The following is a 24,232-nucleotide window of genomic DNA, read 5'->3' on the forward strand; positions in this document are numbered from 1 at the left end:
TCCTGGGTGGTGAGATGTCGCATGGTGAATGTCGTGTGCATGGCTGTTCACCTCACTCAATGCAGTTCGATCCAGGTCAACCGCCCACCGTACGATCCACCCGGGGGATTGATCTGGTTGACCGTGCCGGCTCCCGTCGTGGTCTGGTTGACCAGGTAGGGATGGTTGTCCGCCGTCACGACGGATGGGCTACCTGTCGCATTGAGCGCGATGGCGCTGACCGGCTGGCCATTGACGTTGGCGAAATTGCCATTGCCGGTCGAGAAGAACGACTCCTGGAAGGCACCACCCGTTCCCGGATTGAGCGCCATGGTCCAGCCCTGGGCGCCCGCCACGTTGCAGGTGAGCGGGGTGTTGTTCGCCGGTACCGTGGTGTTCACGATGAACGCACCATCGGTTTCGATCGGACTGTAGACGACCTGTTCGGTCTGATTGTTGCCGGTGACTCCGGAGCCGCCATTTACACCGGTGACGCCAGCATAGTTCGGCAGGTTCATGTACCAGCCGAAATCGGTTCCCGTGGTGGGTGTGCTGGTTCCGTTGGCACAGGTGGTTCCGGCGAAACAGAGCGTCGTATTGCTGACGGTTTCTACGCCCTGTCCGGTACTAATGGCGCCCGTGCTGGTCACCGTCTGCACTTGCAGGGTGCTGATTGAGATCGGTGCAGCCGTCGTCGGGGCACTGGACGATCCGATCAAGCCGGCATAGCTGGATCCGGCGGTTCCTGACTGCCCCATGTACCAGTCCCAGATGCCATAGAGCGCCTGCTGGCCAGGCGAGTACTGGATCGAAGAGACCGTCGACTGCGGCGTCACGGAGCCGGTACCGAACTCGATCATGACGCGTGGTTGCCCGACCGCTGTGGGTGCTACCGAGAGTGCCACCACGGCCGTCGTGATCGGCTGGGTCGTGGTCACCTGCGAGGCGGCCGGGCACGGCGATGTCGTCACCGTGCAGGTAGTCGTGCTGGGCGTCGTGAACAAGGGCGTCGCGCCGGTATGGCCGTAAGTGGACACCGCCCAGCTGCTTGCAGTGTCGCTGGTCAGATCGAACCGCCATACGTTGCCATAGACGTCGCCCGCGTAGACATAGTCGGTGATGTGATCGCCATCGAGATCCGCTGGGGTTACATACGCGATGCCGTCGGGATTGGTTGAGCTGCCCACGCCGGTATCCAGGAAATACACCGCGGAAGGTGCACCGCTGGCCGAGATCGTCATGACATAGATGCCGGCATGACCTGTCGTGCTGTTGAGGCCATTGCCGAAGATGATGCCCCACAGGCCATTGTGCAGGCGGCGGATCTGTGGCGTGCCGTAGGTCTGGCCCAGATTGTTTCCGCACGTTGAACGGGTGCCGCACAACGCGCTCAGTGCCGCGGCATTCCATTCACCGATCACGCTGCTGGCGGTAAAGCTGGTCGTGCTGGGGTTGGTGATGTCCAGGGCGAAGATCGCGTTGCCACCTGCACCCAGGCCACTGACCAGCCAGGTATGCCAGGCACTCCCGTAGAAGAGATCGCCGGTCCCCGGTGTCGCATCCACATAGTAATTATGCGAGTACTGCGGTGATGAGTAATCCAGCGTCGGCGTGGTGCTGTTGTGGATGGTTTGCAGGATGGCCTGCGGCATGTAGGCCACCAGTTCCTTGCCATCATTGCCGGTGGAGTTGTAGGTGGTGCCGTCGGCGGCATACGAGCCGGTTTCAAAGCCGTGCATGAAGCCGTCATTCGAACCGTCGTAGACGACATTCAGTCGGGTGGCCATGCCCGTAGTGCCACTACCCGCAAACGTTGGGTAAGTTTGCGCGCCAGAGCCGTTCTCCGGAACGGTGTCTGTGGGGTGCAAATTATCCTTCCAGGTTGCCGGGTAAGGCGCCGAGGGAGGGCCGACCCAGGTCGGGCTGGAGTTGATGATGTCGGCCAGCACACTGTTGCGATTCCGGAAAATCTGCGTGGCGCTTGCCGTGCCGGTGGGGACTTCATTGCTGCGGTCGCCGCTCAGAAAGGCAAGACGATTTGCGCCCGCGTTGTCGTCGTTGAGCCAACCTTGTTCGATCGTGCCGAGCGTGTTGAAGGCGGCCGTGTCACTCGTGGCGGAGAAGCCGCCGGTATTGGAGAAGTTGACTGCGCCATTGCCATCGACGCCGTCCCAGGTGAGCAGGGTGCGTGGCGTCTGTGCTGTCCCGCTGGTGGCGCCGGTGGCGGTGCAAGCTCCGCCGGTCAGGACGCAGGATGCATCCCAGTTGGCCGTTGCATCGATCGACACCACACCCGTAGTAGCGTTGAAATCAAGATTCTGCGCGTCCAGTTCACCCCACCAGTTGTTGGGATGGTAATAGGCCAGGTAGACCTGGGTTCCGGTCCGGACCTCACCCGACTGCTGCACGTTCAGTCCGGCCGAACTGGCCGACACATCCGCCGGGGTGACCTGGAAGCAGGTGATCTCGTGGACGTTGTCACTGCCACCGGTGGAACCGCCGAAGCCGAACAGGTACGAGCTGGGTTGCGCGGCATTGGACGCGGTGATGAGCTGATTGGTGAGCACAGGATTGTAAGTGCCGCCATTCCAGCTGTACCAGAGGCTCAGCTTGTTGTCGCTGGTGATCTGCAGCTTGTAGGAAATTGGTGTGGCGCCAGCCTTCGTACTGGTGCCAGCCCTCGAGGTGGCTGCTTCATTGGCGATGGGAGTACTCGAAGGAAGGTTGACGAAGGCGCCGGGTATCGCGGCGTAATCAGGGAATGTCTGCGTAAGGGTGGGCGTATTCGATGTGGTTGTTTCGGTGATCGGGTAATAGTTACCGTCCGAACCCTGCCCGAACATCATGCCTGTGCCGTTCCAGCCGTCATTGTTGGTCGTGGTCGGTGTCGAAACCGTTGCGCTCGCCGTAGGGGTAGTGCCGCTGTATGAATAAGCTGTCGTGGTGACAACGGTGCTCGTTTTGCAGGTATAGGCAGTGCCTTTGTAGGTCACGTTCTGCGTGCCGGTCACAGCCTTGGCCGAGTTTGTGGAGCTCGATTGCTGATAGAGCGTGCCTGAATAGTTCAGAGGCGACCCTGTGGGGGTGCCGGCGCCGCCGGTAGTGGTGCTCGTCGGATTCAGCGAGTTATTTTGGCTGGGATCGCAAGCTTTTTTCTGCGAATTGCTGGCGCCGCTCGGAGCGCTATAGGTCACACTGGTAGTGACTTGGTTGGTGTAATACCCGCTCGCCCGATAGGTATAGGCATAGGAATACGTGGTGGCCCCACTGTAACTGTAGGTGCCCCCGTTTTTGCAGGTCGCTTGAACATCACTTGTGGTGGCAGAAGGATTGACAGCCTGGAGAGATGCCAGATTGATATTGCCATAGGCACGCAGGCCGATTCGACCGGGCTGATATTCCTGGCCATTGCCGCCATTGCTGCTGGTGGCCTGATCGCCTGATCCAGTGTTGTCGCTGTTATTGAGGAAATTTCCGAACTCGTCCATGCCCAGGCCCAAATAGGCATTGGCCATGCCATTGTATGGGTTGTTGGTGTTCGAGCAGCTGTAACCGAGGCTGCCGCCCCAGGCGCCGATATTGGGGGTCGCCTTTGTGGCATCCAGCAGGTAGAAGCCGATACCATCCGCACCATGACCGCCCGAGTTATCACCACCATAGGTGTATGTGGTGAAGGTGACCTGGATGCCGTTATTCGACGGATACGATTGCGTGTCGATAATGGCGCCATTCTGGTCGTAGTAACACGTATTTGTAGTGGTGGTTGTGCCGTTTTTTGTCGTTGTTACCGGGGCACAGCCATTGGTCAGGCGTAGAGCGCCTGAACCCGCGGGATCCGTGTTGGGATTCCCGTTATTGGTGGTTAATCCGGTCTGGGTTTGGGTTCCATAGTAGGTATTCAGGTAGCAGGCGGGTATCCCCGTAGCACCGGCAGCAGGCATTCCCTGTGTACCGGCGGTAAGGCAGGCGCCATTGAACGCCTGCCAGGGCAGTTGGGCGGTGGTCCCGGTGAAGCCGTCCTGGATGACATTTGCCGTTTGCGCGTCCGCCACGGGCAGATGGGCCATGAGGCATGCGAGGACGATCCCTGCGGCAAAGGTCCGAATCGTTTTCATCACAGCCCCCCGAGATTTTTGACATTGGTCGTCAACTGGAAAACGCTCTGTACAACGGCGGTCGCGTTGGCGTTGCCGCCATAGCCCAGGGCAGTGATCTGGTAGATCTGGTCAAGCCCGCTGGGTGACAGGCCAAGGTATCGAATATAGAACTGCGGGTAGTCGTAGTACGTACCACTGCCGCCGGTGGATGAAATCGTGATGGCGGGTACCATGGTTGTATATTTCGTGCCGTTGCCGATGATCATCACCGCACTGCTGGATGGGTTCTGAACGATGGAAACGTCGTTGGTGCAAACCGTTATTACAGCGAGAGCCGCGTTGCAGTTGCCGCTTTGCGCGAGCAACGACAGGTTGGTCGTCAATTGGTACTCGGCGTATTGCAGTGCGCTCTGAGCGATCTGGAAGGCGCGTCCCTTTTCCTTGGTGTTCGCCGCCATGTTTTCCTGCACACTGAAGCTGTGATACATGCCCACAGCCAGCACCGTCAGGATGATCAGGATCAGCAGGCTGGTGATAAGCACGAATCCGCTTTCGGCCCGAGCCCTCGATGTTTTTGCGAAATTCATAGGCTTTGTCGGTGATGGTTTCTGGCGTGAAATAGACATGGGTCAGATGGACGGAGTCGTTTGCGTCACCGAGACAACTCGACTGATCACAGGCAATGTCTGCTGGGTCTGTCCGGGCTGTCCGTACAACGGATTGTTGAACGTCAGTTGTATGTTGACGGACCGAACGGATGGCCAGTCGTTATCGGCAGTGACGGTGGCGGCATCCATGTATTGATGCACCGAGAAATCGTTCTGGGTATCGACGCCGTAAAGAATGGTGAGTTTCGCGATGCCGGTGATGACGGTCTGCCACGTCGGTGTGGCGGAGCCGGCATTGAGCGAACACTGCAAGTCACCGTTGGCGTCGATTTGATAGGTGTTGACGACGATCGTACCCACGGGATCGAGCTGCCCCTGGCAGTCGAGCGTGTTGATGCCATCGGACTGATAGCGAACCCACAGGGTATCGCTTGCCGTCGCGGTGGCCGCCGACGTGCCATAAAAAGCCTGATAGGCCATCTGCGAGCCGTTGACCACGGGCGTGACGGTAAAGGGCGTGGTTGCCGGAAACGCCGTGATCACCGAATAGGGTGGACTCGGTGCGACGGGGTAATTGAGAGCGTACGGATAGTAACCACCGGTCTGCACGGTGTTGGCCATGATGGTCAGCGCCATGCGCTGGTTGTCCTGCAACTGGGCCAGCTCCGCCTGCGCCTTGAACGTCTGGCGTGTCTGGAACCAGATATCGAACAGACCGGCCAGCAGGAACGTACCGATGGTGAGCGCAATCATCAGTGAGATGAGGCCGATACCACGTTGATTGGCGGGATTCGTGCGCATAATGCTCAGAATTGGTTGACGAGCGTATAGCTCATGTTGTTCGCCAAGGTAGCCTTGCTCTGCGTACCATTGTTGACGGCAGCCGTTGCTTTCTGCGTCCAGGTCACCGTGATGCTGCAGATGGAGGGCGAACCTATCTGACAGGTGATGGTTGCATTGGAGCCGGGGATCTGGGTAAACAATTGCTTCGCCCATTGCTGCAGGTCGTAGCCGGCCATCGCAACGTTACCCAGGTCGGTAGCCGTTTTGAGGCACGGTGTCGTGGAGCAGTCGGTGGCCTGCGAATTTAGGGTGGTGTCACTCAGTACCGGCGCCGCTGCCGTACCGGTTACGCTGATGGTGGCAGGCATGTTCCCACTGGCCCAATAGTCGGGGTTGGCCTGCATGGCGTCGGCCAGACTGCGCGCCTCGATGGCTGCCAGCGATTCCGTTTGCGAGGTATGCGTGCTGGCAATGGCAGTTGCCTGCATCGCTGCGATGCCGAGCAGACCGATCGAGATGATGACCAGCGCAACCAGTACTTCCATCAGGGTGAAGCCCTTGGTGCGGGCGCACGAGAGGCGGTTCATGGGCAATCATCTCCCGGGTTCTGATATTGCGTGGACAGTTGGCTCGTGCCCACTCCAGCCACCAGCAGGCAGCGGCGCCAAGCTACGGTGTTGGCCTTGTCGTGCAGACTGAACACATCGAATTCGGTGCTGCCACCAGCGATTTGCGTGCCGCCCATGCGGTTGAACTCCAGCACGTTGAGCGTTCCGCCATATGCGCCGAGGGCCCCAGTGCTGCCCGCCAGCGTGTCGCCTCCCTGCAGTGCGGAATGAACGCGCAGCAAGGTATCTCCGCCTGTTGCGCTATAGGTCTGGTCGGCGGGACTGGCGACGTCGGTGAAGACGATCCAGCCGGTACTCCAGTCCGTACCGTCGCAAGCCGGAGCAGCAGCGCTCGGGGTTGCCGAGGCACAGATCGTGACGGGCACGCCTTGTTTGACGGCGGCCGAGCGCGCCAGTTCTATATCAGTCGTGAAGTCACCGATCTCGCTGGCCATTCGGTCCTGCACGGTGACGCTCTTGTAGGAGGGAATGCCCAGGGCCAGCATGATGGCGACGATGGCAATCACCACGAACAGTTCGACCAGTGTGAAACCGGCCACTGGCTTGCGGTGCGGGTGCATCGTATTCATGAATCGCCCCCTGTATGGCGTCGAATGCCCGGATGTCGTTTCATCGGGCCGTGTGCGATGAGTCCCCTGGCGCCCCTGTTGCTGGTACCCCTGTCATCCATCCGGACGATCCAGGTAAAGGTTTCAATCTGCTGGAACGCGCTGCTGTGCCGGGCGCGGACATGCGGATTTGACCTGCCAGGATGGCCGAATGGCAGAAATAGCTTGATCCAAATGGACGTCGATTTGAACTGCCGCCCATCGGGGAAAATCCACCGTTCGTCGGCTTGAACTTGATGTGGATCAACAAGTTATCGCAAGTTCTTGCGATTCGTCACGTCGACTGCTTATCGTTGCTGCTGGCGGCGATGCCGGCGCGGTGTCCCGGTGCATGCGGCGACCGGGCTGATCTGATTCACGTTGTCCGGAAACGAAAAGACCTCTTCGTTGCATCGAAATCCATTTTCGTGCTGCCGGTGTATTAGGCGTTGCAGCCGTTCCTGCTCAGGTCTCGGCCCACTGCCGCAGCAGGTTGTGGTAGATGCCGGTCAGTTGCAGCAGCGCATCGGCATCGGCGCCGGACTGGGTCAGGGTCTGGATCGAGCTGTCCAGTTCGAACAGCAGGCGGCGGCGGCTGTCGTCACGGATCAGACTCTGTACCCAGAAGAACGAGGCGACGCGCGCGCCACGCGTGACTGGTGCGACCCGATGCAGGCTGCTGGACGGATACACAATCAGGTCGCCGGCGGGCAGTTTCACGTCGTGCTCCCCGTAGGTGTCGCTGACGATCAGCTCGCCGCCGTCGTACTCATCCGGTTCGCTCAGGAACAGGGTGCAGGAGATGTCGCTGCGCAGTTGTCCGGCCTCGGCCGGGAGTGCCATGACCGCGCCGTCGACGTGGAATCCGTACTGGCCACCGCCTTCGTAGCGGTTGAAGCGCGGGGGCAGCGTGCGCAGTGGCAGGGTCGCTGCGTGATAGACCGGATGTTGCGCCAAGGCGTGCAGCACCAATTGGCCCAGTCGCTGCCGCAGTGGCGAAGCATCCGGCAGTTGCTGGTTGTGCTTTACCTTTGCGCCCTGCGCACCGACGGTCTCGCGGCCGTCCGTCCAGTCGGCGGTATCCAGTGCGCTGCGCAACTGCGTGACCTGGTCGCGGCTGAGGACTTCGGGAATATGCAGCAGCATGATGGATTCCGGCGTTGGGTTCCTGCTCTCGAGTCAGCACGTGGCTCGGAGAGCGGGCAGCGTTCGAGCGAGGGTGGCACTCAGTCCCCGCATCGAATCCCTGTCCTGCGCATCCTCCGGAACGGTGGGCTCTGCAGCCAGGGATCAGAAGTGGAAGTTGGCTGTCAGCATGGCCGAGCGGGTGACCCCCGGAATATAGCGGTAACCGCTCTTGTTGATCGCCGCGACGTAATCCTTGTCGAACAGGTTGTACACGTTCAATTGCAGATCGAAATGTTTGTTGACCGTGTAGCTGGTCACCGCGTCGAACACCCAGTAGGCCTGCGTATACGCAGGCGTGCCGATGGCACTGTCGGTACCGCGCTGCAGCTCGCCGGAGTAACGCGCGCCACCGCCGATGGTCAGGTTGAACGGGAGGCGGTAAGTGGTCCATGCGGTGAAGGCGCTCTTCGGGGTATAGGCCAGCGCGCTGGAACCGACGGAGGTCACCGAATTGCCATTGATCACCTTGGTATTCATGATCGTGTAGCCGGTGCTGAGCGACCAGTTGTCGGTGAGCTTGCCGACGGCGTTGATCTCGATGCCTTGCACGCGCTGCTTGCCGATCTGGTCGTACACGGCGGAATTGGTCGGATCCTGCACCAGCTGGTTGGTGACCGTGGTGCGGTACAGCGCGCCGGTCAGCAGCAAACGGTCGTCGAGCAGGTCCCATTTCGTGCCGATCTCGGCCGTGTGCGCCTTCTGCGGTTCGAGGTCGGGATTGTCCAGGCTGTTGGCCGAACTGCTGAAGGTGAGCGTATTGCCGCCCGGCGGCTCCTGCGACATGGCGAAATTGACGTAGATGCTCCCATTGGCGGTCGGTTTGTACAACACCCCGAGCTTGTAGTTTGGCAGGTTGCCGGAGACGCGGGTGTCGATGCCCGGCACGACACTGCCGGCCGGCAACGTGCCGCACGCGGGCGTGGTCTTGCTGCCGCAGACCACCGTGCTGGTGAAATCGGTGCTGTAGTGGTCCAGCCGTGCGCCGGCATTGATCTGCCACTGCTCGCCGAACTTCATGGTGTCGAACAGGTAGGCCGCTTCGGTAGTGGTCTTGCCGCTGGTGAAGGTGCCGTTCGGGCCGTAGATCAGTCCGCCGACATTGGCGTCGGGATCGTAGAGGTTGGCTGCCGGCCAAGTGCTGCCATTCAGCGCGACGATACCCAGCGCGGTGGCCTTTTCCTGGGTCAGCTCGATGCCTGCGCTGAGGTTGTGCGTGACGGCACCCGTCTCGAAATTGGCAGTCAGGTTGGTCTGGTTGGTGGCGATGCGGTTGTTCTGATGCTTGAAGTTCAGATTGCTGCGCGCCACGGTCCAGGTCGACGGGTCGGCCGGATCCGGCGTCAGCAGGTTGGCCGCGGTTGCCATGAACGAGGTCAGCAGATAGTCCTGCCGCGTGCGGCCCCAGCGCAATGTGTCGTGCAGCGCGAAGTTGTCCGAGAAGTCGTGCTCGATGATCGCGGTGAACATGTCCTGCTGGTCGCGGTCATGATCCTGGCTGGTGCCGTAGAAATTGCTTGGGTCAACCGCCGGTGCGTCGGCGAGGAAGGGGCGTGACGGATCAGGGCTGCTGTAACCGGGCAGGCCGATGGTCGAGACGCCGCCGTCGGGAATGTTGTTCTGCTTGATATGCAGGAAATCCAGGTAGACACGGGTCGGCGTACCCAGCCCGAAAGCCAGGGACGGCGCCACGCCCCAGCGGTTGTTCTCCACGTCGTTGCGCCCGGGCACGCCGCTGTTCTGACCCATGACGTTGAGCCGGAACGCGGCGTTCGCGCCGATCGCCTGGTTCCAGTCGGCAGTGCTGCGTTTCTGGTCGGCACTGCCATAGCTGACCGAGCCGGAAACGCTGTTGCCCAGCTGCGGCTGCTTGCTGACCATGTTGATCGCCCCGGTGGGCGCTGTGCGCCCGTACTCGGTGCCGTCCGGCCCCTTGGTCACCTCGATCTGCTCGATGTTGAACACGTCGCGCGAGATCGTGCCGAGGTCGCGCACGCCATCGACGAAGATGCTGCCGGAGGTATCGAAGCCGCGCATGTAGATCGCATCGCCGGTGCTGGTCGTGCCGTTCTCGCCAGCGTAGAAGGTGCCGACGCCGGGGCTGTTGCGCAGTGCCTCGGTCAGCGTGGTGGCACCTTGTTGCTGGATCAGCTCCTTGCTGATCACGCTGACCGTCTGCGTGGTGTCGAGGATCGGCTGGGTGAATTTGGGCGAGGAGACCTTGTCGATCTTGTAGTCGTTGGGGGTGGCTTCCACCTTGACGCCCGGCAGGGTCTTTGCGTTGGCGACCTGTGCGTCGGTGGCGGGGCTGGTTGCCGGCATGTCGGCAGCAGCAACGGGCAGCGCCAGCGCCAGGCCGGTGAGCAAGGTGGCGGCCGTCGCCATGCTGCTGGTTGATGGTGACTTGGCTCGGGCAGTGGCGTGCTTGCGGCTTTTGATGAAGGCCATGGGGATTCCGTGGTGGATACAGCGTCGCGTGTCGACAGGGCCTGGCGGGTCTGGCGAATGCGGGTTTTCGCAATGGCTGGATGGCAGGTATTCAGGTCTGTAGTGGCACGTGCAGCAGGTGGCTGCGTGGCCGTGCAAACCGCAGTGAACGGTGAAACGGTGATCTGATCAGGCGAGATACCTCGGCGTCGCCGAAGTGCTTCCTGTCAGAGCAGATGCATACGATATTTTTAATGAGAATGATTTGCAATACATTTGTTAGGCGGATGTGTGCCGCTGGGCCGCAAAGAGCCATGCATGGCCACGCCATACAACGAAAAGGGCCCCGCACTTGCATGCGGGGCCCCGGTTTTCATGCCGCAGTGATTTGCGGCATCCAGCAGTGACGACTTACCAGATCTTCACCTGCTTGTCGTCCGCTCGCACCATCGCATCGCCGGTCTTGCACTGGAACGCAGTGGCGAAGGCAGGCATGTTGGATGGTGCGCCGATTGCGCGCAGCGAGGCTGGGGCGTGCGGATCGACGTTGAGGTACAACAGAGCCTGCTTCTCGCGCACGTTGCCACGCCACACACGGGCCCAGTTCAGGAAGAAGCGCTGGTCCGGGGTGTAGCCGTCGATCTTCTTATCGGCTTCGCCAGGGTGCTGCTTCATGGCGGCCTGCAAGGCGTCGTAGGCCACGTTGAGGCCGCCCAGATCGGCGATGTTCTCGCCCAGGGTCAGCTTGCCGTTGACGTGCGCATCCGGCTTGTCCTTGATCGGTGTGTAGTCATTGAATTGCTGTACGAGCTTGTCGGTGCGGGCATCGAACTTGGCGCGGTCGTCCTTGGTCCACCAATTCTTCTGGTTGCCGGCGCCGTCGAACTGGCTGCCCTGGTCGTCGAAGCCGTGGCTGGCCTCGTGGCCGATCACCGCACCGATGCCACCGTAGTTGATGGCGTCGTCGGCCTTCGCATCGAAGAACGGCGGCTGCAGGATCGCGGCCGGGAAGTTGATCGTGTTGTCGGTCGGGTTGTAATACGCATTGACCGTCTGCGGGGTCATGCCCCATTCCTTGCGGTCGGTCGGCTTGCCGATCTTGGCGATGTCGTAGTCGTAGTTGAACTTGCCGGCGGCTTCGACGTTCGCGTAGTAGTTGTCGGCGGTGACGTTCAGGCCCGACCAGTCGCGCCACTTGTCCGGATAGCCGATCTTGGGCAGGAAGGTGTTCCACTTGTCGATCGCCTTGGCCTTGGTGGCATCGCTCATCCAGTCAAGGTTCTGGATGCGGGCCTTCAGTGCATTGCGCACATTGTCGACCAGCTCCTGCGCACGCGCCTTCGCCTCAGGCGTGAACACCTTGGCCACGTACAGCTCGCCCAGCGCCTCGCCCATCGAACCGTTGACCGCACCCAGCACGCGCTTCCAGCGCGGCTTCTGCTGCGGCTGGCCGGCCAGGGTCTTGCCGTAGAAGTCGAACTTGTTGTCCTGGAAATTCTTGCTCAGGTAGTTCGAGGCATCGTCGATGGTGTGGAAGCGCAGGTAGGCCTGCCACTGGCTGATCGGCGCGCTGGCCAGCAGCTTGTCGAATTCGGCAAAGAACTTCGGCTGCGACAGCGAGAAGCCCTTGTCGATGGTCACGCCCTGAGCGGTGAAAAACTTGTCCCAGCTGAAGTGCGGCGTGGCCTTGTCGGCGTCCTTGACGCTGACGAAGTGGTATTCGTTGTTCGGGTCGCGTTCCTCGACCGGCGACAGCGAGGCGGCAGCCAGCTTGGTCTCGAACGCCAGCACGTCGTCGGCCTGCTTCTTGGCATCGGCCTCGGACACACCGGTCAGCTCGAGCGCCTTGGCGATATGGGCGACGTAGGCATCGCGGATGTCCTTGTACTTCGCGTCGCTGTAGTAATCCTTGGTTGGCAGGCCCAGGCCGGCTTCGTTCGCGTAGGCGATCTGCATGTCGGCGTGCTGGAAATCGGCACCGGAACCGAACTGGAACACCTGGCCGTCACCTTCGGTGTAGGCCTTGGTGATGTAGTCGGCCACGTCGGCACCACTCTTCAGGGCGGCAATGGCATCGAGCTTCGGCTTGATCGGGTCGAAGCCCGCCTTCTCGATGGCATCCTCGTTCATGCCCGACTGATACAGCAGGCCGATCTTCTGCTCGATCGAACCGGCCTTGGCGCTGGCAGCGTCTTTGGCGGCCGCATCGACAATCTCGTGCTGGGTGTTCAGGCTGGCCTCGGCCAGCTGGTCGAAGGCGCCCCAGCGGGTGCGATCCTGCGGGATCGGATTGGCGGCGACCCACTTCGCATTGACGAAGCCGTTGAAGTCCTGGCAGGCGTTGATGTTCGGATCCAGCTCGCTGACGTCGAACACGCTTTTCGGTGCGGCCGCTGCGCTAGAGGCCGTAGTGGCGGCTGCGGCTGGGGCACTCTTGGCCGGGGCGGGCTGCTGCTCTGCCGTCGGTTCCTGCTTGCCGCAGGCGGTAAGCGCCAGGCTTACGGCCAATGCCAGTGCCAGCGGCTTCAGATACTGCTTGGTCATGGATATCCCTCTGTGAGTTATATCGCCCGTCGGGCGGGTACGGTGGTTGCTCACTGGCTACGTACTGTCGGATCTTCCCCAAAACGCAGCCATGCCTTTTCACGCTAGGTCAAACGTCATGGGTGAGACAGTGTCAAAGGTCAGGGGGTGACCCTTCCGGCGAGCCGGTGGCGTATGCGGTCATGGCGACAACTCCAGGCGCGACGGAGAGCAGGGTGTCGCGAATGCTCATGCATGATCCTCGGGACTGTCGTGTCGCAGCGTTGCGGGTGAGGCGGGCAGGGTATCGGGTGCCACGGCACCACCGGAAATGATGAAGGCCATCGCCTGATCCATCGTCCAGTCGGTCGGCGTCAGTTCGTCCAGCGGCACCACGACCAGATAGCCGCCAGTGGGGTTCGGTGTGGTCGGGACGAACACTGCCGCCATCTCGCGGCCGGTGTCGTCCTCGCTCATCACCCGGGTGACGAAACCGACCGTCTTCATGCCGCGGCGCGGGAATTCCACCAGCACCACCCGCTGCACGCCGGAGGGTTTGTTCTGCAGCACCGCCATCAGTTTCTTGGTGCCGCCGTAGATCGTCTGCACCACCGGGATGCGTGCCAGCAGGCCATCGAAGGCATTGATGAAACGCTGGCCGATCACGCGATTGGCCACCCAGCCGAGCAGGTACAGCGCGCCGAGCGTGATCAGCAGCGCGACGATGAAGGTCAGCCATTGCGTGCCGAGCGTGGCTGCGGCACGAGGCGCCACCAGGGCCAGCGCGCCGAGGAATGCATTGACCAGCGGTGCACCGATATCTGCCAGCGTGCCCAGCACCAGTTTGAATACGGCCCAGGTCACCCACAGCGGAATGAAGGTGAGCAGACCAGTCAGCAGGTAGCGTTTGAGGCGCAACGATCGCATGGCGATTCTTGTCGATGACGGGGAACGCTCATTGTAGATGACGGCCATGACGTACCGTGACCACGCCGCGATACCAGCGCACCAGGCCCGCGGCCATCACCAGCAGCCACGCCAGCAGGCTGACGTAGACGCCGACGATGGGTATGACCCGCAGGAAATCCAGTTGCAGCGCATGTGCCAGTTCGTAGGTGCCGACGGTGTACATGCCCAGCGGAAACACAATGTCCCAGTCGTCCACCTCGTAACGCAGTGGCACATGCCGCCATGCGTAGCGCCACAGCTCCAGGATCACCAGCAACGGGATCCACCACGTTGCGGTGGCCCAGAAAAACAGTGTGAAGCCTTTCACGAACGGCATCAGCTCGCTCAACGGCCCGGGCGTCGGCGTATGCAGCACGATCAGGCTGCCAGCCAGCGTGGTGATCGCCAACGCACCCATGTCGATCCAGTATGGCGGCGTGAATTCGCGCGCACGCAGCGGAAAGAACACCATGCGATAGACCACCAGCGTGATGATCAGCAAGTACAACGCGTCGCCCAGCAGGTAGAGACATAACGCGGCGAACAGCCACACGACGTCCAGGGACGGGGCGTCGGCGACCAGCAGTACCAGCAACACCGCCAGTGCCTGCGTGGCGACCACCGCCACCAGCCAGCCACCGTTGATGCTGCGGGTGAAGCCGGGCTTGATCCGCGCGGTGATGGTGGCGGCGAAGAACAGATAGATCAGCGCAGCCCAGAACAATGCGCCAGCTACGGCCAGCATGTTGGCCAGTACCGGAAGTGGCACCACCAGCAGACACTGGCTGCCAAGTACGCAGGTGGCTGCGGCAAGCGTGAGGAAACCGGCGCCGCGGCCCGGGTCCCTGAAATCGGCGATCAGCTCGCGGTAAAAGCGCAGCAGCCGCAGCACGGTCAGCACGAGCAGTGCTGCGTAGGCGAGCAGGTTCAGGCCGAACAGCACCCGCGCCAGGTCCGGCATGCCGTGCTGGCCGACGTCGATGGAGACGATGCCGGTGGCCATGACCAGGGCAAAGCAGCCCGGGTCGAGGTGGCGGACGCGGGACCACAGGTAATCGACGAGCGTCATCGCAGTCTCCGTGGTGCGGCGGTGGACGCCACCATTATTCGCCCGGGCCGTGCCAAGCCACTGTGATTTTTCCGCCGGCCGTGCGAATCATGGGAAGAACGACGGGGACTATGGGCGGCCATGACGGACAGACAGCAACAGCAACGCTTCGAGGCACTGCTGCAGGAACATCGCCGTATCGTGTTCAAGGTGGCGGGCCTGTACAGCCGCCGTGTTGCCGATCGCGACGACTTGATGCAGGAGATCGCCGTGCAGTCGTGGCGCGCATTCGCCCGCTATGACGAGACGCGCGCGAAGTTCTCCACCTGGCTGTACCGCATTGCGCTGAACGTGGCGATCTCGCAGGTGCGGCGTGAGCGCCGGTCGGAATCCGATCGTTTCGAGCCGCTGGAAATGCATCATCTGGAGACGGTGGACGGTGGCGAGATGATCATCGAACCGGACGAGCGATTGATCGCGCTGTACACATTCATCGGCCAGCTCGACCCGTTCAACCGCGCGTTGATCCTGCTGTACCTGGAAGACCGCAATTACGCCGAGATGGCCGAGATCCTCGGCATCAGCGAAACCAACGTGGCGACCAAGATCAGTCGCATCAAGCAGAAGCTGCGCGGGCAGATGACCGCGCCCACCGGAGCGTGACGATGGAACTCGACGAGATGAAACTGGCGTGGCAGACACTGGATCAGCGGCTGGTGCAGCAGCACGCGCTGAATTTTCAGTTGCTTCGGGACGGCAAGCTGGACAAGGCACGTCACGGACTGCGACCGCTGGTTTGGGGGCAGGTGACCCAGCTGACCATCGGCGTGCTGATCACCTTTTGGGCCGTCGCATTCCTGACGACACGCTGGCATGTCGTGCACCTGCTGGTTTGCGGTCTGCTGGTGTACCTGTACGGGATACTGTTGATCGTATTTGCCGCGCGTGTGCTGTATCTGGTCCGGCGCATCGACTATGCGGCTCCCGTACTGGCGATCCAGCGACAGCTGGCGGATCTGCGCGCATGGCGCGTGCGGGTCGAGTCGCCGGTGAACGCGGTGCTCGGCTGCTTCATCTGGATTCCGGTGCTGTGGATGAATCTCGCCTGGTATGGCATCGATCTGTGGTCGCCGGGGTTCATGCTCTGGGCCATACCCAGCAGTCTCGTAGGGCTTGCCGCAGTCGTACTGGTGGTGTGGCTGATGCGTCGGGCCGGCATGGCGCGCAAGATCGAGGACAATGCGGCCGGACGCAGCGTACAGAAGGCCGAAGCCATGCTGGCCGACATTGCGCGCTTTGCACAGGAGTGACGGGGATTGCTCTTCAGGCCACCTCGAAACATTCCGATGACGTCATTCCGGCGAAGACCGGAATCGCTTCACAACAGGGAAGCCGGCCATCCATATGGTCTTTCGCGCCAGCAACATGGATTCCGGCCTTCGCCGGAATGACGGTGGGGAAGGATCGTGCAGATGCGCTCATCGCGCCTTCGGTTTCAATCGCACGTAGAGCTGCTTGCGCACGCGGGCAATGACTTCGCCCGAGGCTGTGACCACGTCGGTCTCGAACCATCGCAGCACCTTCTCGCCACCGGCTGCCGCAGCCTTCAGCTCATCGACCACGGCCGGCGCCAGCCTGAAATGGGCATAGACGTCTTCGCGACCGGGTGCGACGAAATCGATCGCGCCGGCCTTGTCCCACACGTAGTAGTCACTGCCGAGCTGATGCATCGCCAGCAGCATCCAGAACGGATCGACCATCGCGAACAGGTTGCCGCCGAACTGGCTGCGCACGTAGTTGCGGTTCCATGGCCGCAGGCGTAGCACCACCTTCGCCTCGGTGTAGTCGTCGCTGAGCGACTGCAGGCGGATCGCGTTGACCAGGAACGGCGGCCAGAGATTGAGCAGGCGACGAAAGGTGGAGGCGCGCATGGATTTTTGAGTCCGGTCTTGTGGAAACGGCTTCGGTCGCGATGCTGTTGATTGATTGCCGGGATGGCATGGAGACCGAAACCACTCCCACACGTTGCATGCCGGCGATGGCTTCAGAACAGCAGGGAAGCCATCCTGCGGCGATAACGGCCCACCAGCTCGGCATCGTCCAGTGTGGCGAACGCGGCGAGCAGGCGTTTCTTCGCCTGGCCGTCGTTCCAGTCACGGGCCTTCTGCAGGATCGTCAGGAACTGCTCCAGTCCGGTCTCGGCGTCGCCTTCCAGCAGCAATCGCACGCCGAGCAGGTCGTGTGCGGCCCAGTCGGTGGCATCGGCCTGCACACGCTGCTGCAATTCGGCCAGCGTGGGCGCATCTTTCAGTGAATGCACCAGATCCAATTTGCTGCGCAAGCGCACGGCGCGGGCATCGGTGGCGAGGTTGGCCGGCAACGCGGCCAGTTCAGCTTCGGCGTCGTCGGTCTGGCCTTCGCGCATCAGTGCCAGTGCCAGTTCGAGTTTCAGTTCGGCCTTGGCGGGTTCGGCGGCAATCGCCCGGTGCAGTCGCTCGATCGCCTGCCCGGGCGTTTCGGCCACGGGTTCATCGATGGTGTCGACCTCTGGCAGTGCCTCCAGCGGCTGCACATGGCGCGACAGGAATTCGCGCAACTGGCCTTCCGGCAGGGCACCGGCGAAACCATCGAGTACCTGGCCATCCTTCACCAGCACCACGGTGGGCACGCTGCGGATGCCGAACATGCCAGCCAGTTCCTGCTGCTTGTCCACGTCGACCTTGCCCAGCCGGAATGCGCCGTGGTACTCGGCGGCCAGTTTTTCCAGCATCGGCCCCAGCGTCTTGCACGGCTCGCACCAGGTTGCCCAGAAATCCACCAGCACCGGGGTGGCCAGCGAGGCCTGCAGCACATCGGCTTCGAAGCTTTGCTGTTCCACGTCGAAGACATGGGCGGTGGCAGCAGCATCAGTCACGGGAAACTCCAGTTCGGCAGATGCCGCTACAGATCAGGGCATTGCCCAGCATATCAAGCAGTCGGAGATGGTTCAGCGCGTTTACGACAGATTTGCGAGAATCCGCAGATCGTCACGCCGCCGAAGCGAACAGGAACGAAGGTATCGGGTGCATGGACACGGCCTCACCAGAAGCGCTGCTGATCTGCGAGCACTGCGACACGGTTTATCGTCGCCGCACGCTGGCACGCGGCGATGTGGCCCGCTGCGCATGTTGTTACGCGGAGCTGGAGCGCTATCACGGCCTGAGCCTTGGTGCCATGCTGGCGCTCGTGCTGACGGCGATGATCGTGTTCGTGCAGGCGAACATGTGGCCGATCGTAACGCTGGGTCTGAACGGCCAGTACAGTGGTACCACCCTGTGGGGCATGATCATCACGATGTGGCAGCAACAGGCCCAGGTCGTTTCGGTGCTGGCTGCGTTCACACTGTTCTTCTTTCCGCTGGCCAAGATGCTGACGCTAGGCTGGCTGCTGTGGTTTGCCCGTCGTGGCCGACGGGCGCCGGGTTTCGTACGGTTGATGGTGGCGTTGCATTATCTCGGGCCGTGGACGATGAGTGAGGTGTTCGTGCTCGGCGCATTGGTGGCGATCGTCAAGGCGCACAACTATTTCGACGTGGTGGCGGATCCGGGCATCTATGCGTACGCCGCGTTGACCCTGTTGATCACGATCTTTGCAGGCGTCGACCTGCGTCAGCTGTGGGAGCTCGTGCCGGAGGATCCGGCATGAGCAGCGCGTTGCCGCGCGCTGCCGAACTCGGCCTGATCGGCTGCCATGTGTGCGGTCAGGTATGTCGACACGGCTCTGCTGACGAAGATGCCGGGGCCGGGGCCGGCGACAGCATGGCGTGTCCGCGTTGCGGCGCGACGCTGCATCGGCGCAAGCCAGCCAGCTATGCGCGCACCTGGGCGCTGCTGATTGCCGCGTTCATCCTGTATATCCCGGCCAACGTGTTGCCGATCATGCGTACGGCCAGCTTGAACGACATCGACGACAACACCATCATCAGCGGTGTGGTGGAGTTGTGGGTGAAGGGCTCGCCGGACCTGGCGATCATCGTGTTCACCGCCAGCATCGTGGTGCCGATGCTGAAGTTCCTTTCGCTGGGCACGCTGCTGGTGAGCAGCCAGCGCGGCAGTGGCTGGGCCCGGTTGCAGCGCGCCAAGCTGTATCGGCTGGTCGAATTCATCGGCTACTGGTCGATGCTGGACGTGTTCGTGGTGGCGTTGCTGACGGCCCTGGTGCGCTTCAATTTGCTGAGCCTGGTCGAGCCGTTGCCGGGTGTGATCTTTTTCGGCCTGACCGTGGTGCTGACCATGCTGGCCTCGATGAGTTTTGACCCCCGGTTGATCTGGGATGGCAGGGATACTGATGACTGACGACAGCCACATTGCACCGGGTGGCCGGGACGGCGGCGACTTGCCGCGACCGGTGGTGAAGCATCGTCGTTTCAATGCCTCGCTGGTCTGGCTGGTACCTGCGCTGGCCGCACTGGTCGGGCTTTCGCTGGTGGTCAACAGCTGGCTGCAGGCCGGTCCGCAGATCACCATCAGCTTCCAGAGTGCCGAGGGGCTGGATGCCGGCAAGACGCCGGTGAAATACAAGAATGTGGTGATCGGCCGGGTCAACAAGATCCACCTCAGCGGTGACCGCAGCCATGTGCTGGTCAAGGTGGCACTGGAAAAGAGTGCCGAGAGTTTCGCCACCAAGGGCACCCGTTATTGGGTGGTGCGGCCGCGGATCGGTCTGGGCGGCGTGTCGGGTATCGATACCCTGCTGTCCGGTGCGTTCATCGGCGTCGACGCCGGCGATTCGAGCGAACCGGAAGACGAATTCAAGGGGCTGGAAATACCGCCGGCGGTGAATCACGGCGCACCCGGGCGCAGCTTCGTGTTGCACAGCGATGACCTCGGCTCGCTGGATGTGGGCTCACCCGTGTATTACCGGCGCATCCAGGTGGGCCGGGTGGTGTCCTACCAGCTGGACCCCGACGGCAAGGGCGTCTCGCTGCAGATTTTCGTGGATGGCCCCAACGACAAGTTCGTCACCACCGCCACGCGCTTCTGGAACGCCAGCGGTGTCGACGTGTCGATCGGCGCGAACGGGCTGAAACTCAATACGGAATCGCTGGCTACGGTACTGGCCGGCGGCGTGGCGTTCCAGGATCCGCGCGGGCCGCATGACGCCACGCCCGCGCCGGAGGAGACCAGCTACCGGCTGTTCGGTGACCAGGCTTCGGCGATGGCGCCACCCGATGGCGAGCCGCATTACTTCCGCATGCGCTTCGAGCAGTCGGTGCGTGGGTTGGCCGTGGATTCGCCGGTGGAGTTCCTTGGCATCAATATCGGCAAGGTGGTGTCGGTCAACCTCGATTACGATGAAAAGGCGCAGCGCTTCCCGGTGGTCGTGGGGGCGGTGGTCTACCCGCAGCGTCTGGGCAATGCCTACGACAAGCTGGAGGCGCTGGCCAAGGCACGTGGCGAGAATCCCGACCTGTCGCAGCTGATGGGGCGCCTGGTCGATCACGGTCTGCGCGCGCAGGCACGCAGCGGCAACCTGCTGACCGGCCAGTTATATGTGGCACTGGATTTCGTGCCGCATGCGCCGAAAGTGTCGTTCGATCCGAACGCCAAGCCGCTGATGATCCCTACCGTGCCCGGCAGTTTCGACAAGCTGCAGGAGCAGCTGGCCGAGATCGTCGACAAGCTCGACAAGATCCCGTTCGACAGCATCGGCAAGAATCTCGATCAGACCCTGGCCGGGCTCAATGCCACGCTGAAACAGGTCAATGGCCAGACGTTGCCGGAGTTCAAGAGCACCCTGCAGGGCGTGCAGAAGACCATGGGCACGGCCAATGCCGCGCTCTCCGGCGACTCGCCGCTGCAGCAGAATCTCGGCGCCACGCTGGAGCAGGTGCAGCGGATGGCGCGTTCATTGCGCGTGCTGACCGATTACCTGAGCGGCCATCCGGAGGCATTGCTCCGTGGCCGGCGTCCCGATGCCAAACCAGTCGATGCGCCCGCCGCCACCGCCGCACCACCTGCCCAGGCCGCCACCCCACCGTCGCAAGGGAACCCGCCATGATCCGTACCGGAATGCGCCTGCTTGGCATCGGAATCGCACTTGCCCTGACGGCCTGCGCATCGGCGCCGCTGCATTACTACACATTGGTTGCACCGGCCGGCGAACCGGCCGATGGTGCGGCAACTTCAGGCACCCCTTCGCTGCCGTTCGAGTTGCTGCCGGTCGGCGTCCCGTCGCAGGTCGACCAGCCGCAGCTGGTGGTGCGCGAGGGTGGCCAGGCGGTGGCCATGCTCAACAGCGAGCGCTGGATCGCGCCACTGGGTGACGAAGTGCGCAGTGCGCTGTCGGGCGATCTCGCGCGCGAACTGCATAGCCAGGACGTCAGCGGCCTGCCCGGCAACGACAAGCCGCTGTTGCGGATCAAGCTGGACCTGCATCGTTTCGACTCGCTGCCGGGCAGCTACGCCTTGATCGAGGGGAGCTGGAGCATACGTGTGCTGCATGATGCCCATGGCGGCGGGGTGCTGGCCTGTACCAGCCGCATCAGCGAAGCGGTAGGGCCGGGTTATGCGGCGCTGGTGCAGGGACACCAGCGCGCCATCGGCCAACTGGCGGCGCAGATCGCCACCGCGGCGCGCTCGCTGGGTGATGGGCAAACGGTGGCATGTCCGGCCGGGTAAACCGCTTCAGGCTTGGCGCCCGGCCCGCGCTGGGCTAGTCTGACCAGTTCACTGCGGCCGGCGGTTGCCCGGCTGCGATAATCGCATCATGGCGCCAGGAATCATGCAGGACATTCAAGACACAGGCTCTCCCGAGCAGGGCGGCACACCCGAGCAGGGCTATGGACCGCAGGCGGTGGAAGCCGCCGCGCAGAGCTACTGGACCGCGCAACGCGCGTACGAGGTGAAGGAGGATGCCTCCCGGCCGAAGTTCTTCTGCCTGTCGATGCTGCCGTACCCATCCGGCGCGCTGCACATGGGCCATGTGCGCAACTACACCATCGGCGACGTGATCAGTCGCTACCAGCGGATGCAGGGCAGGAACGTGCTGCAGCCTATGGGATGGGATGCGTTCGGCCTGCCGGCCGAGAATGCCGCGATCAAGAACAACACGGCTCCGGCCAAATGGACCTACGCCAACATCGACCACATGCGCAGCCAGCTGAAGTCGCTCGGCTACGCGATCGACTGGAGCCGCGAGTTCGCCACCTGCCGTCCCGACTATTACCGCTGGGAGCAGCTGATGTTCACCCGCCTGCTGAAGAAAGGCATGGCGTACCGCAAGAATGCGGTGGTGAATTGGGATCCGATCGACCAGACCGTGCTGGCCAACGAGCAGGTCGTCGACGGCCGTGGCTGGCGCTCCGGCGCGATCGTGGAAAAGCGCGAGATCCCGCAATGGTTCCTGCGTATCACCGACTATGCGCAGGAGTTGTTGGACGGACTGGACACGCTGCCGGGCTGGCCCGACGCCGTCAAGACCATGCAGCGCAACTGGCTGGGGCGCAGCGAAGGGCTGGAAATCCACTTCGCGGTGGCAGGTGAGGCCGAGCCGCTGACGGTGTTCACCACGCGTCCTGACACGTTGATGGGCGTCACCTTCGTCTCGATCGCCGGTGAACATCCGCTGGCGATCAAGGCAGCGCAGGGCAATGCGAAACTTGCCGCTTTCCTCGATGAACTGAAGCACGGCGGTGTCTCCGAAGCCGAGCTGGAGACGCAGGAAAAGCGCGGCATGGATACCGGCCTGCGCGCGATTCATCCGCTCAGCGGCGAGACCATTCCGGTCTATGTCGCCAATTTCGTGCTGATGGGTTACGGCACCGGCGCGGTGATGGCCGTGCCCGGCCACGACCAGCGCGATTTCGAATTCGCGCACAAATATGGCCTGCCCATCAAGCAGGTCATCGCCGTGGCCGGCGAAGGTTCCGACTACGATCCGAACCAGTGGAAAGAGTGGTATTCGGACAAGACGCGCACGGATATGCGCGTAGTCCATTCCGGTGAACTGGATGGCAAGAGCTACCGCGAGGCGTTCGATTTCCTGGCAACCAAGCTGGAAGGCGAGAACAAGGGCCTGCGCCGGGTCAATTGGCGCCTGCGCGACTGGGGTGTCAGCCGCCAGCGCTACTGGGGCTGCCCGATTCCGGTGATCTACTGTCCGAAGTGCGAGGCCGTGCCGGTGCCGGAAGACCAGCTGCCTGTGGTGCTGCCCGAGGACGTCGCGTTCAGCGGTGTGCAGTCGCCGATCAAGGCCGATCCGGAGTGGCGCAAGTGCGTCTGTCCGCAATGTGGCGGCCCGGCCGAGCGCGAGACCGATACGTTCGACACCTTCATGGAGTCGAGCTGGTACTACGCGCGCTACACCAGTCCCGGTGCGAATGCGCAGATCGACGAGCGTGCGAACTACTGGCTGCCGGTCGACCAGTACATCGGCGGCATCGAACACGCGATCATGCATCTGCTGTACTTCCGCTTCTATCACAAGCTGCTGCGCGACGCGGGCATGGTGCATTCGGACGAGCCGGCACAGAACCTGCTGTGCCAGGGCATGGTGATCGCCGAGACGTTCTACCGCGACAACGCCGACGGCTCGAAGGACTGGATCAACCCTGCCGCGGTCGACGTGCAACGTGACGAGCGTGGCCGGGTCACCGGCGCGCTGCTGCGAGCGGATGGTCAGCCGGTGCAGATCGGTGGCACCGAGAAGATGTCCAAGTCGAAGAACAACGGCATCGACCCCCAAACCATGGTGGACAAGTACGGCGCCGACACCGTGCGCCTGTTCTCGATGTTTGCCGCACCGCCGGAGCAATCGCTGGAGTGGAGCGAGGCCGGTGTCGAGGGCATGGCGCGCTTCCTGAAGCGGCTGTGGCGTGAAGTCACCACGCATGCGGCGAACCCGGATCATCCGGTCACCGATCCATCCGCGCTGGATGCCGGTCAGAAGGCATTGCGTCGCCAGCTGCACCAGACGATCCAGAAAGTAGGTGACGACTTCGGCCGGCGCCATGCATTCAACACGGCCATTGCCGCGTTGATGGAGCTGCTGAACGCACTGAACAAGTTCGCCGACCAGAGCGATCAGGGTCGTGCGGTGCGTCACGAGGCGCTGGAAGCCATGGTGCTGCTGCTCAATCCGGTGGTGCCGCACATCAGCCACGCGTTGTGGCAGGTGCTCGGCCATGCCGAAACCGTGCTGGAGGATCAGCCATGGCCCAAGGCCGATCCGTCCGCACTGGTACGCGACACGGTTACCCTGGCGGTGCAGATCAACGGCAAGTTGCGCGCTACCATCGAGCTGGCCGCAACTGCCTCGAAGGAAGAGGCCGAGGCTGCGGCACGTGCACAGCCGCAGGTGATGCATTTCCTGGAAGGGATGAGCGTGCGCAAGGTCATCGTGGTTCCCGGCAAGATCGTCAACATCGTCGCAGGATGAA

At 62.3% G+C, this 24,232-nt stretch carries 19 protein-coding genes; 7 read left to right on the forward strand and 12 right to left on the reverse strand.

What is annotated here, in order from left to right:
* Positions 1-56: 56 nt before the first annotated feature.
* The 10 genes from ACYVKM_RS16930 to ACYVKM_RS16975 all read right to left on the reverse strand — a co-directional run bounded on the left by ACYVKM_RS16930 (position 57) and on the right by ACYVKM_RS16975 (position 14,835).
* Positions 57-4,046 carry a pilus assembly protein gene (locus ACYVKM_RS16930; protein ID WP_460878780.1) on the reverse strand — a complete coding sequence of 1,330 codons (3,990 nt, stop codon included), beginning with the start codon at positions 4,044-4,046 and terminating at the stop codon, positions 57-59.
* Positions 4,047-4,093: 47 nt separating this feature from the next.
* On the reverse strand, positions 4,094-4,663 hold the full coding sequence (locus ACYVKM_RS16935; RefSeq protein WP_460878781.1) for a pilus assembly PilX family protein: 570 nt from the start codon (positions 4,661-4,663) through the stop codon (positions 4,094-4,096).
* Between the two features lie 42 nt (positions 4,664-4,705).
* The gene (locus tag ACYVKM_RS16940) at positions 4,706-5,485 is read right to left on the reverse strand and encodes a PilW family protein (RefSeq protein WP_460878782.1); all 780 of its coding nucleotides are present in this window, start codon (positions 5,483-5,485) and stop codon (positions 4,706-4,708) included.
* A gap of 5 nt (positions 5,486-5,490) precedes the next feature.
* On the reverse strand, positions 5,491-6,054 hold the full coding sequence (pilV, locus tag ACYVKM_RS16945; protein ID WP_460878783.1) for a type IV pilus modification protein PilV: 564 nt from the start codon (positions 6,052-6,054) through the stop codon (positions 5,491-5,493).
* Complete coding sequence (locus ACYVKM_RS16950) at positions 6,051-6,656, reverse strand: GspH/FimT family pseudopilin (protein WP_460878784.1); 606 nt, start codon at positions 6,654-6,656, stop codon at positions 6,051-6,053. Before ACYVKM_RS16950 ends, pilV begins: the two co-directional genes overlap by 4 nt.
* A 492-nt stretch (positions 6,657-7,148) precedes the next feature.
* The gene (locus ACYVKM_RS16955) at positions 7,149-7,829 is read right to left on the reverse strand and encodes a Fe2+-dependent dioxygenase (RefSeq protein WP_460878785.1); all 681 of its coding nucleotides are present in this window, start codon (positions 7,827-7,829) and stop codon (positions 7,149-7,151) included.
* 144 nt (positions 7,830-7,973) lie between these two features.
* Positions 7,974-10,316: a catecholate siderophore receptor Fiu gene (locus ACYVKM_RS16960; RefSeq protein WP_460878786.1), complete on the reverse strand. Its 2,343-nt coding sequence runs from the start codon at positions 10,314-10,316 to the stop codon at positions 7,974-7,976.
* 390 nt (positions 10,317-10,706) lie between these two features.
* On the reverse strand, positions 10,707-12,839 hold the full coding sequence (locus tag ACYVKM_RS16965; protein ID WP_460878787.1) for a M13 family metallopeptidase: 2,133 nt from the start codon (positions 12,837-12,839) through the stop codon (positions 10,707-10,709).
* Positions 12,840-13,067: 228 nt separating this feature from the next.
* Positions 13,068-13,745, reverse strand: coding sequence for a DUF502 domain-containing protein (locus ACYVKM_RS16970; RefSeq protein ID WP_460878788.1), 678 nt, complete (start codon positions 13,743-13,745; stop codon positions 13,068-13,070).
* 28 nt (positions 13,746-13,773) lie between these two features.
* Positions 13,774-14,835 carry a tellurite resistance/C4-dicarboxylate transporter family protein gene (locus ACYVKM_RS16975; RefSeq protein WP_460878789.1) on the reverse strand — a complete coding sequence of 354 codons (1,062 nt, stop codon included), beginning with the start codon at positions 14,833-14,835 and terminating at the stop codon, positions 13,774-13,776.
* Positions 14,836-14,955: 120 nt separating this feature from the next.
* Here ACYVKM_RS16975 and ACYVKM_RS16980 point away from each other — a divergent pair, with 120 nt between their 5' ends.
* Both ACYVKM_RS16980 and ACYVKM_RS16985 read left to right on the forward strand, forming a co-directional pair.
* Entirely contained in the window at positions 14,956-15,477 is a 522-nt protein-coding gene (locus tag ACYVKM_RS16980) for an RNA polymerase sigma factor (protein WP_460878790.1), read from the forward strand.
* Between the two features lie 2 nt (positions 15,478-15,479).
* Positions 15,480-16,124, forward strand: coding sequence for a hypothetical protein (locus tag ACYVKM_RS16985; protein WP_460878791.1), 645 nt, complete (start codon positions 15,480-15,482; stop codon positions 16,122-16,124).
* 168 nt (positions 16,125-16,292) lie between these two features.
* Here the strand turns inward: ACYVKM_RS16985 and ACYVKM_RS16990 are convergent, their stop codons facing one another.
* Both ACYVKM_RS16990 and trxA read right to left on the reverse strand, forming a co-directional pair.
* The gene (locus ACYVKM_RS16990) at positions 16,293-16,745 is read right to left on the reverse strand and encodes a DUF4442 domain-containing protein (RefSeq protein WP_460878792.1); all 453 of its coding nucleotides are present in this window, start codon (positions 16,743-16,745) and stop codon (positions 16,293-16,295) included.
* A gap of 113 nt (positions 16,746-16,858) precedes the next feature.
* On the reverse strand, positions 16,859-17,728 hold the full coding sequence (gene trxA, locus ACYVKM_RS16995) for a thioredoxin (RefSeq protein ID WP_460878793.1): 870 nt from the start codon (positions 17,726-17,728) through the stop codon (positions 16,859-16,861).
* 152 nt (positions 17,729-17,880) lie between these two features.
* On the opposite strand from trxA, the gene ACYVKM_RS17000 reads away from it, so the two are divergent.
* The 5 genes from ACYVKM_RS17000 (at position 17,881) to leuS (ending at position 24,231) form a co-directional block, all read left to right on the forward strand.
* Positions 17,881-18,498, forward strand: a complete 618-nt coding sequence (locus tag ACYVKM_RS17000) for a paraquat-inducible protein A (protein WP_460878794.1) — start codon at positions 17,881-17,883, stop codon at positions 18,496-18,498.
* Complete coding sequence (locus tag ACYVKM_RS17005; protein ID WP_460878795.1) at positions 18,495-19,148, forward strand: paraquat-inducible protein A; 654 nt, start codon at positions 18,495-18,497, stop codon at positions 19,146-19,148. The genes ACYVKM_RS17000 and ACYVKM_RS17005 overlap by 4 nt, the downstream gene beginning before the upstream one ends.
* A complete protein-coding gene (locus ACYVKM_RS17010; RefSeq protein ID WP_460878796.1) occupies positions 19,141-20,853 on the forward strand; it encodes a PqiB family protein in 1,713 nt (570 codons plus the stop codon). Before ACYVKM_RS17005 ends, ACYVKM_RS17010 begins: the two co-directional genes overlap by 8 nt.
* A complete protein-coding gene (locus ACYVKM_RS17015) occupies positions 20,850-21,473 on the forward strand; it encodes a PqiC family protein (protein ID WP_460878797.1) in 624 nt (207 codons plus the stop codon). Before ACYVKM_RS17010 ends, ACYVKM_RS17015 begins: the two co-directional genes overlap by 4 nt.
* 103 nt (positions 21,474-21,576) lie before the next feature.
* A complete protein-coding gene (gene leuS / locus ACYVKM_RS17020; protein ID WP_460878798.1) occupies positions 21,577-24,231 on the forward strand; it encodes a leucine--tRNA ligase in 2,655 nt (884 codons plus the stop codon).
* Position 24,232 lies beyond the last annotated feature (1 nt).

The sequence above is a fragment of the Rhodanobacter koreensis genome (assembly GCF_054782855.1).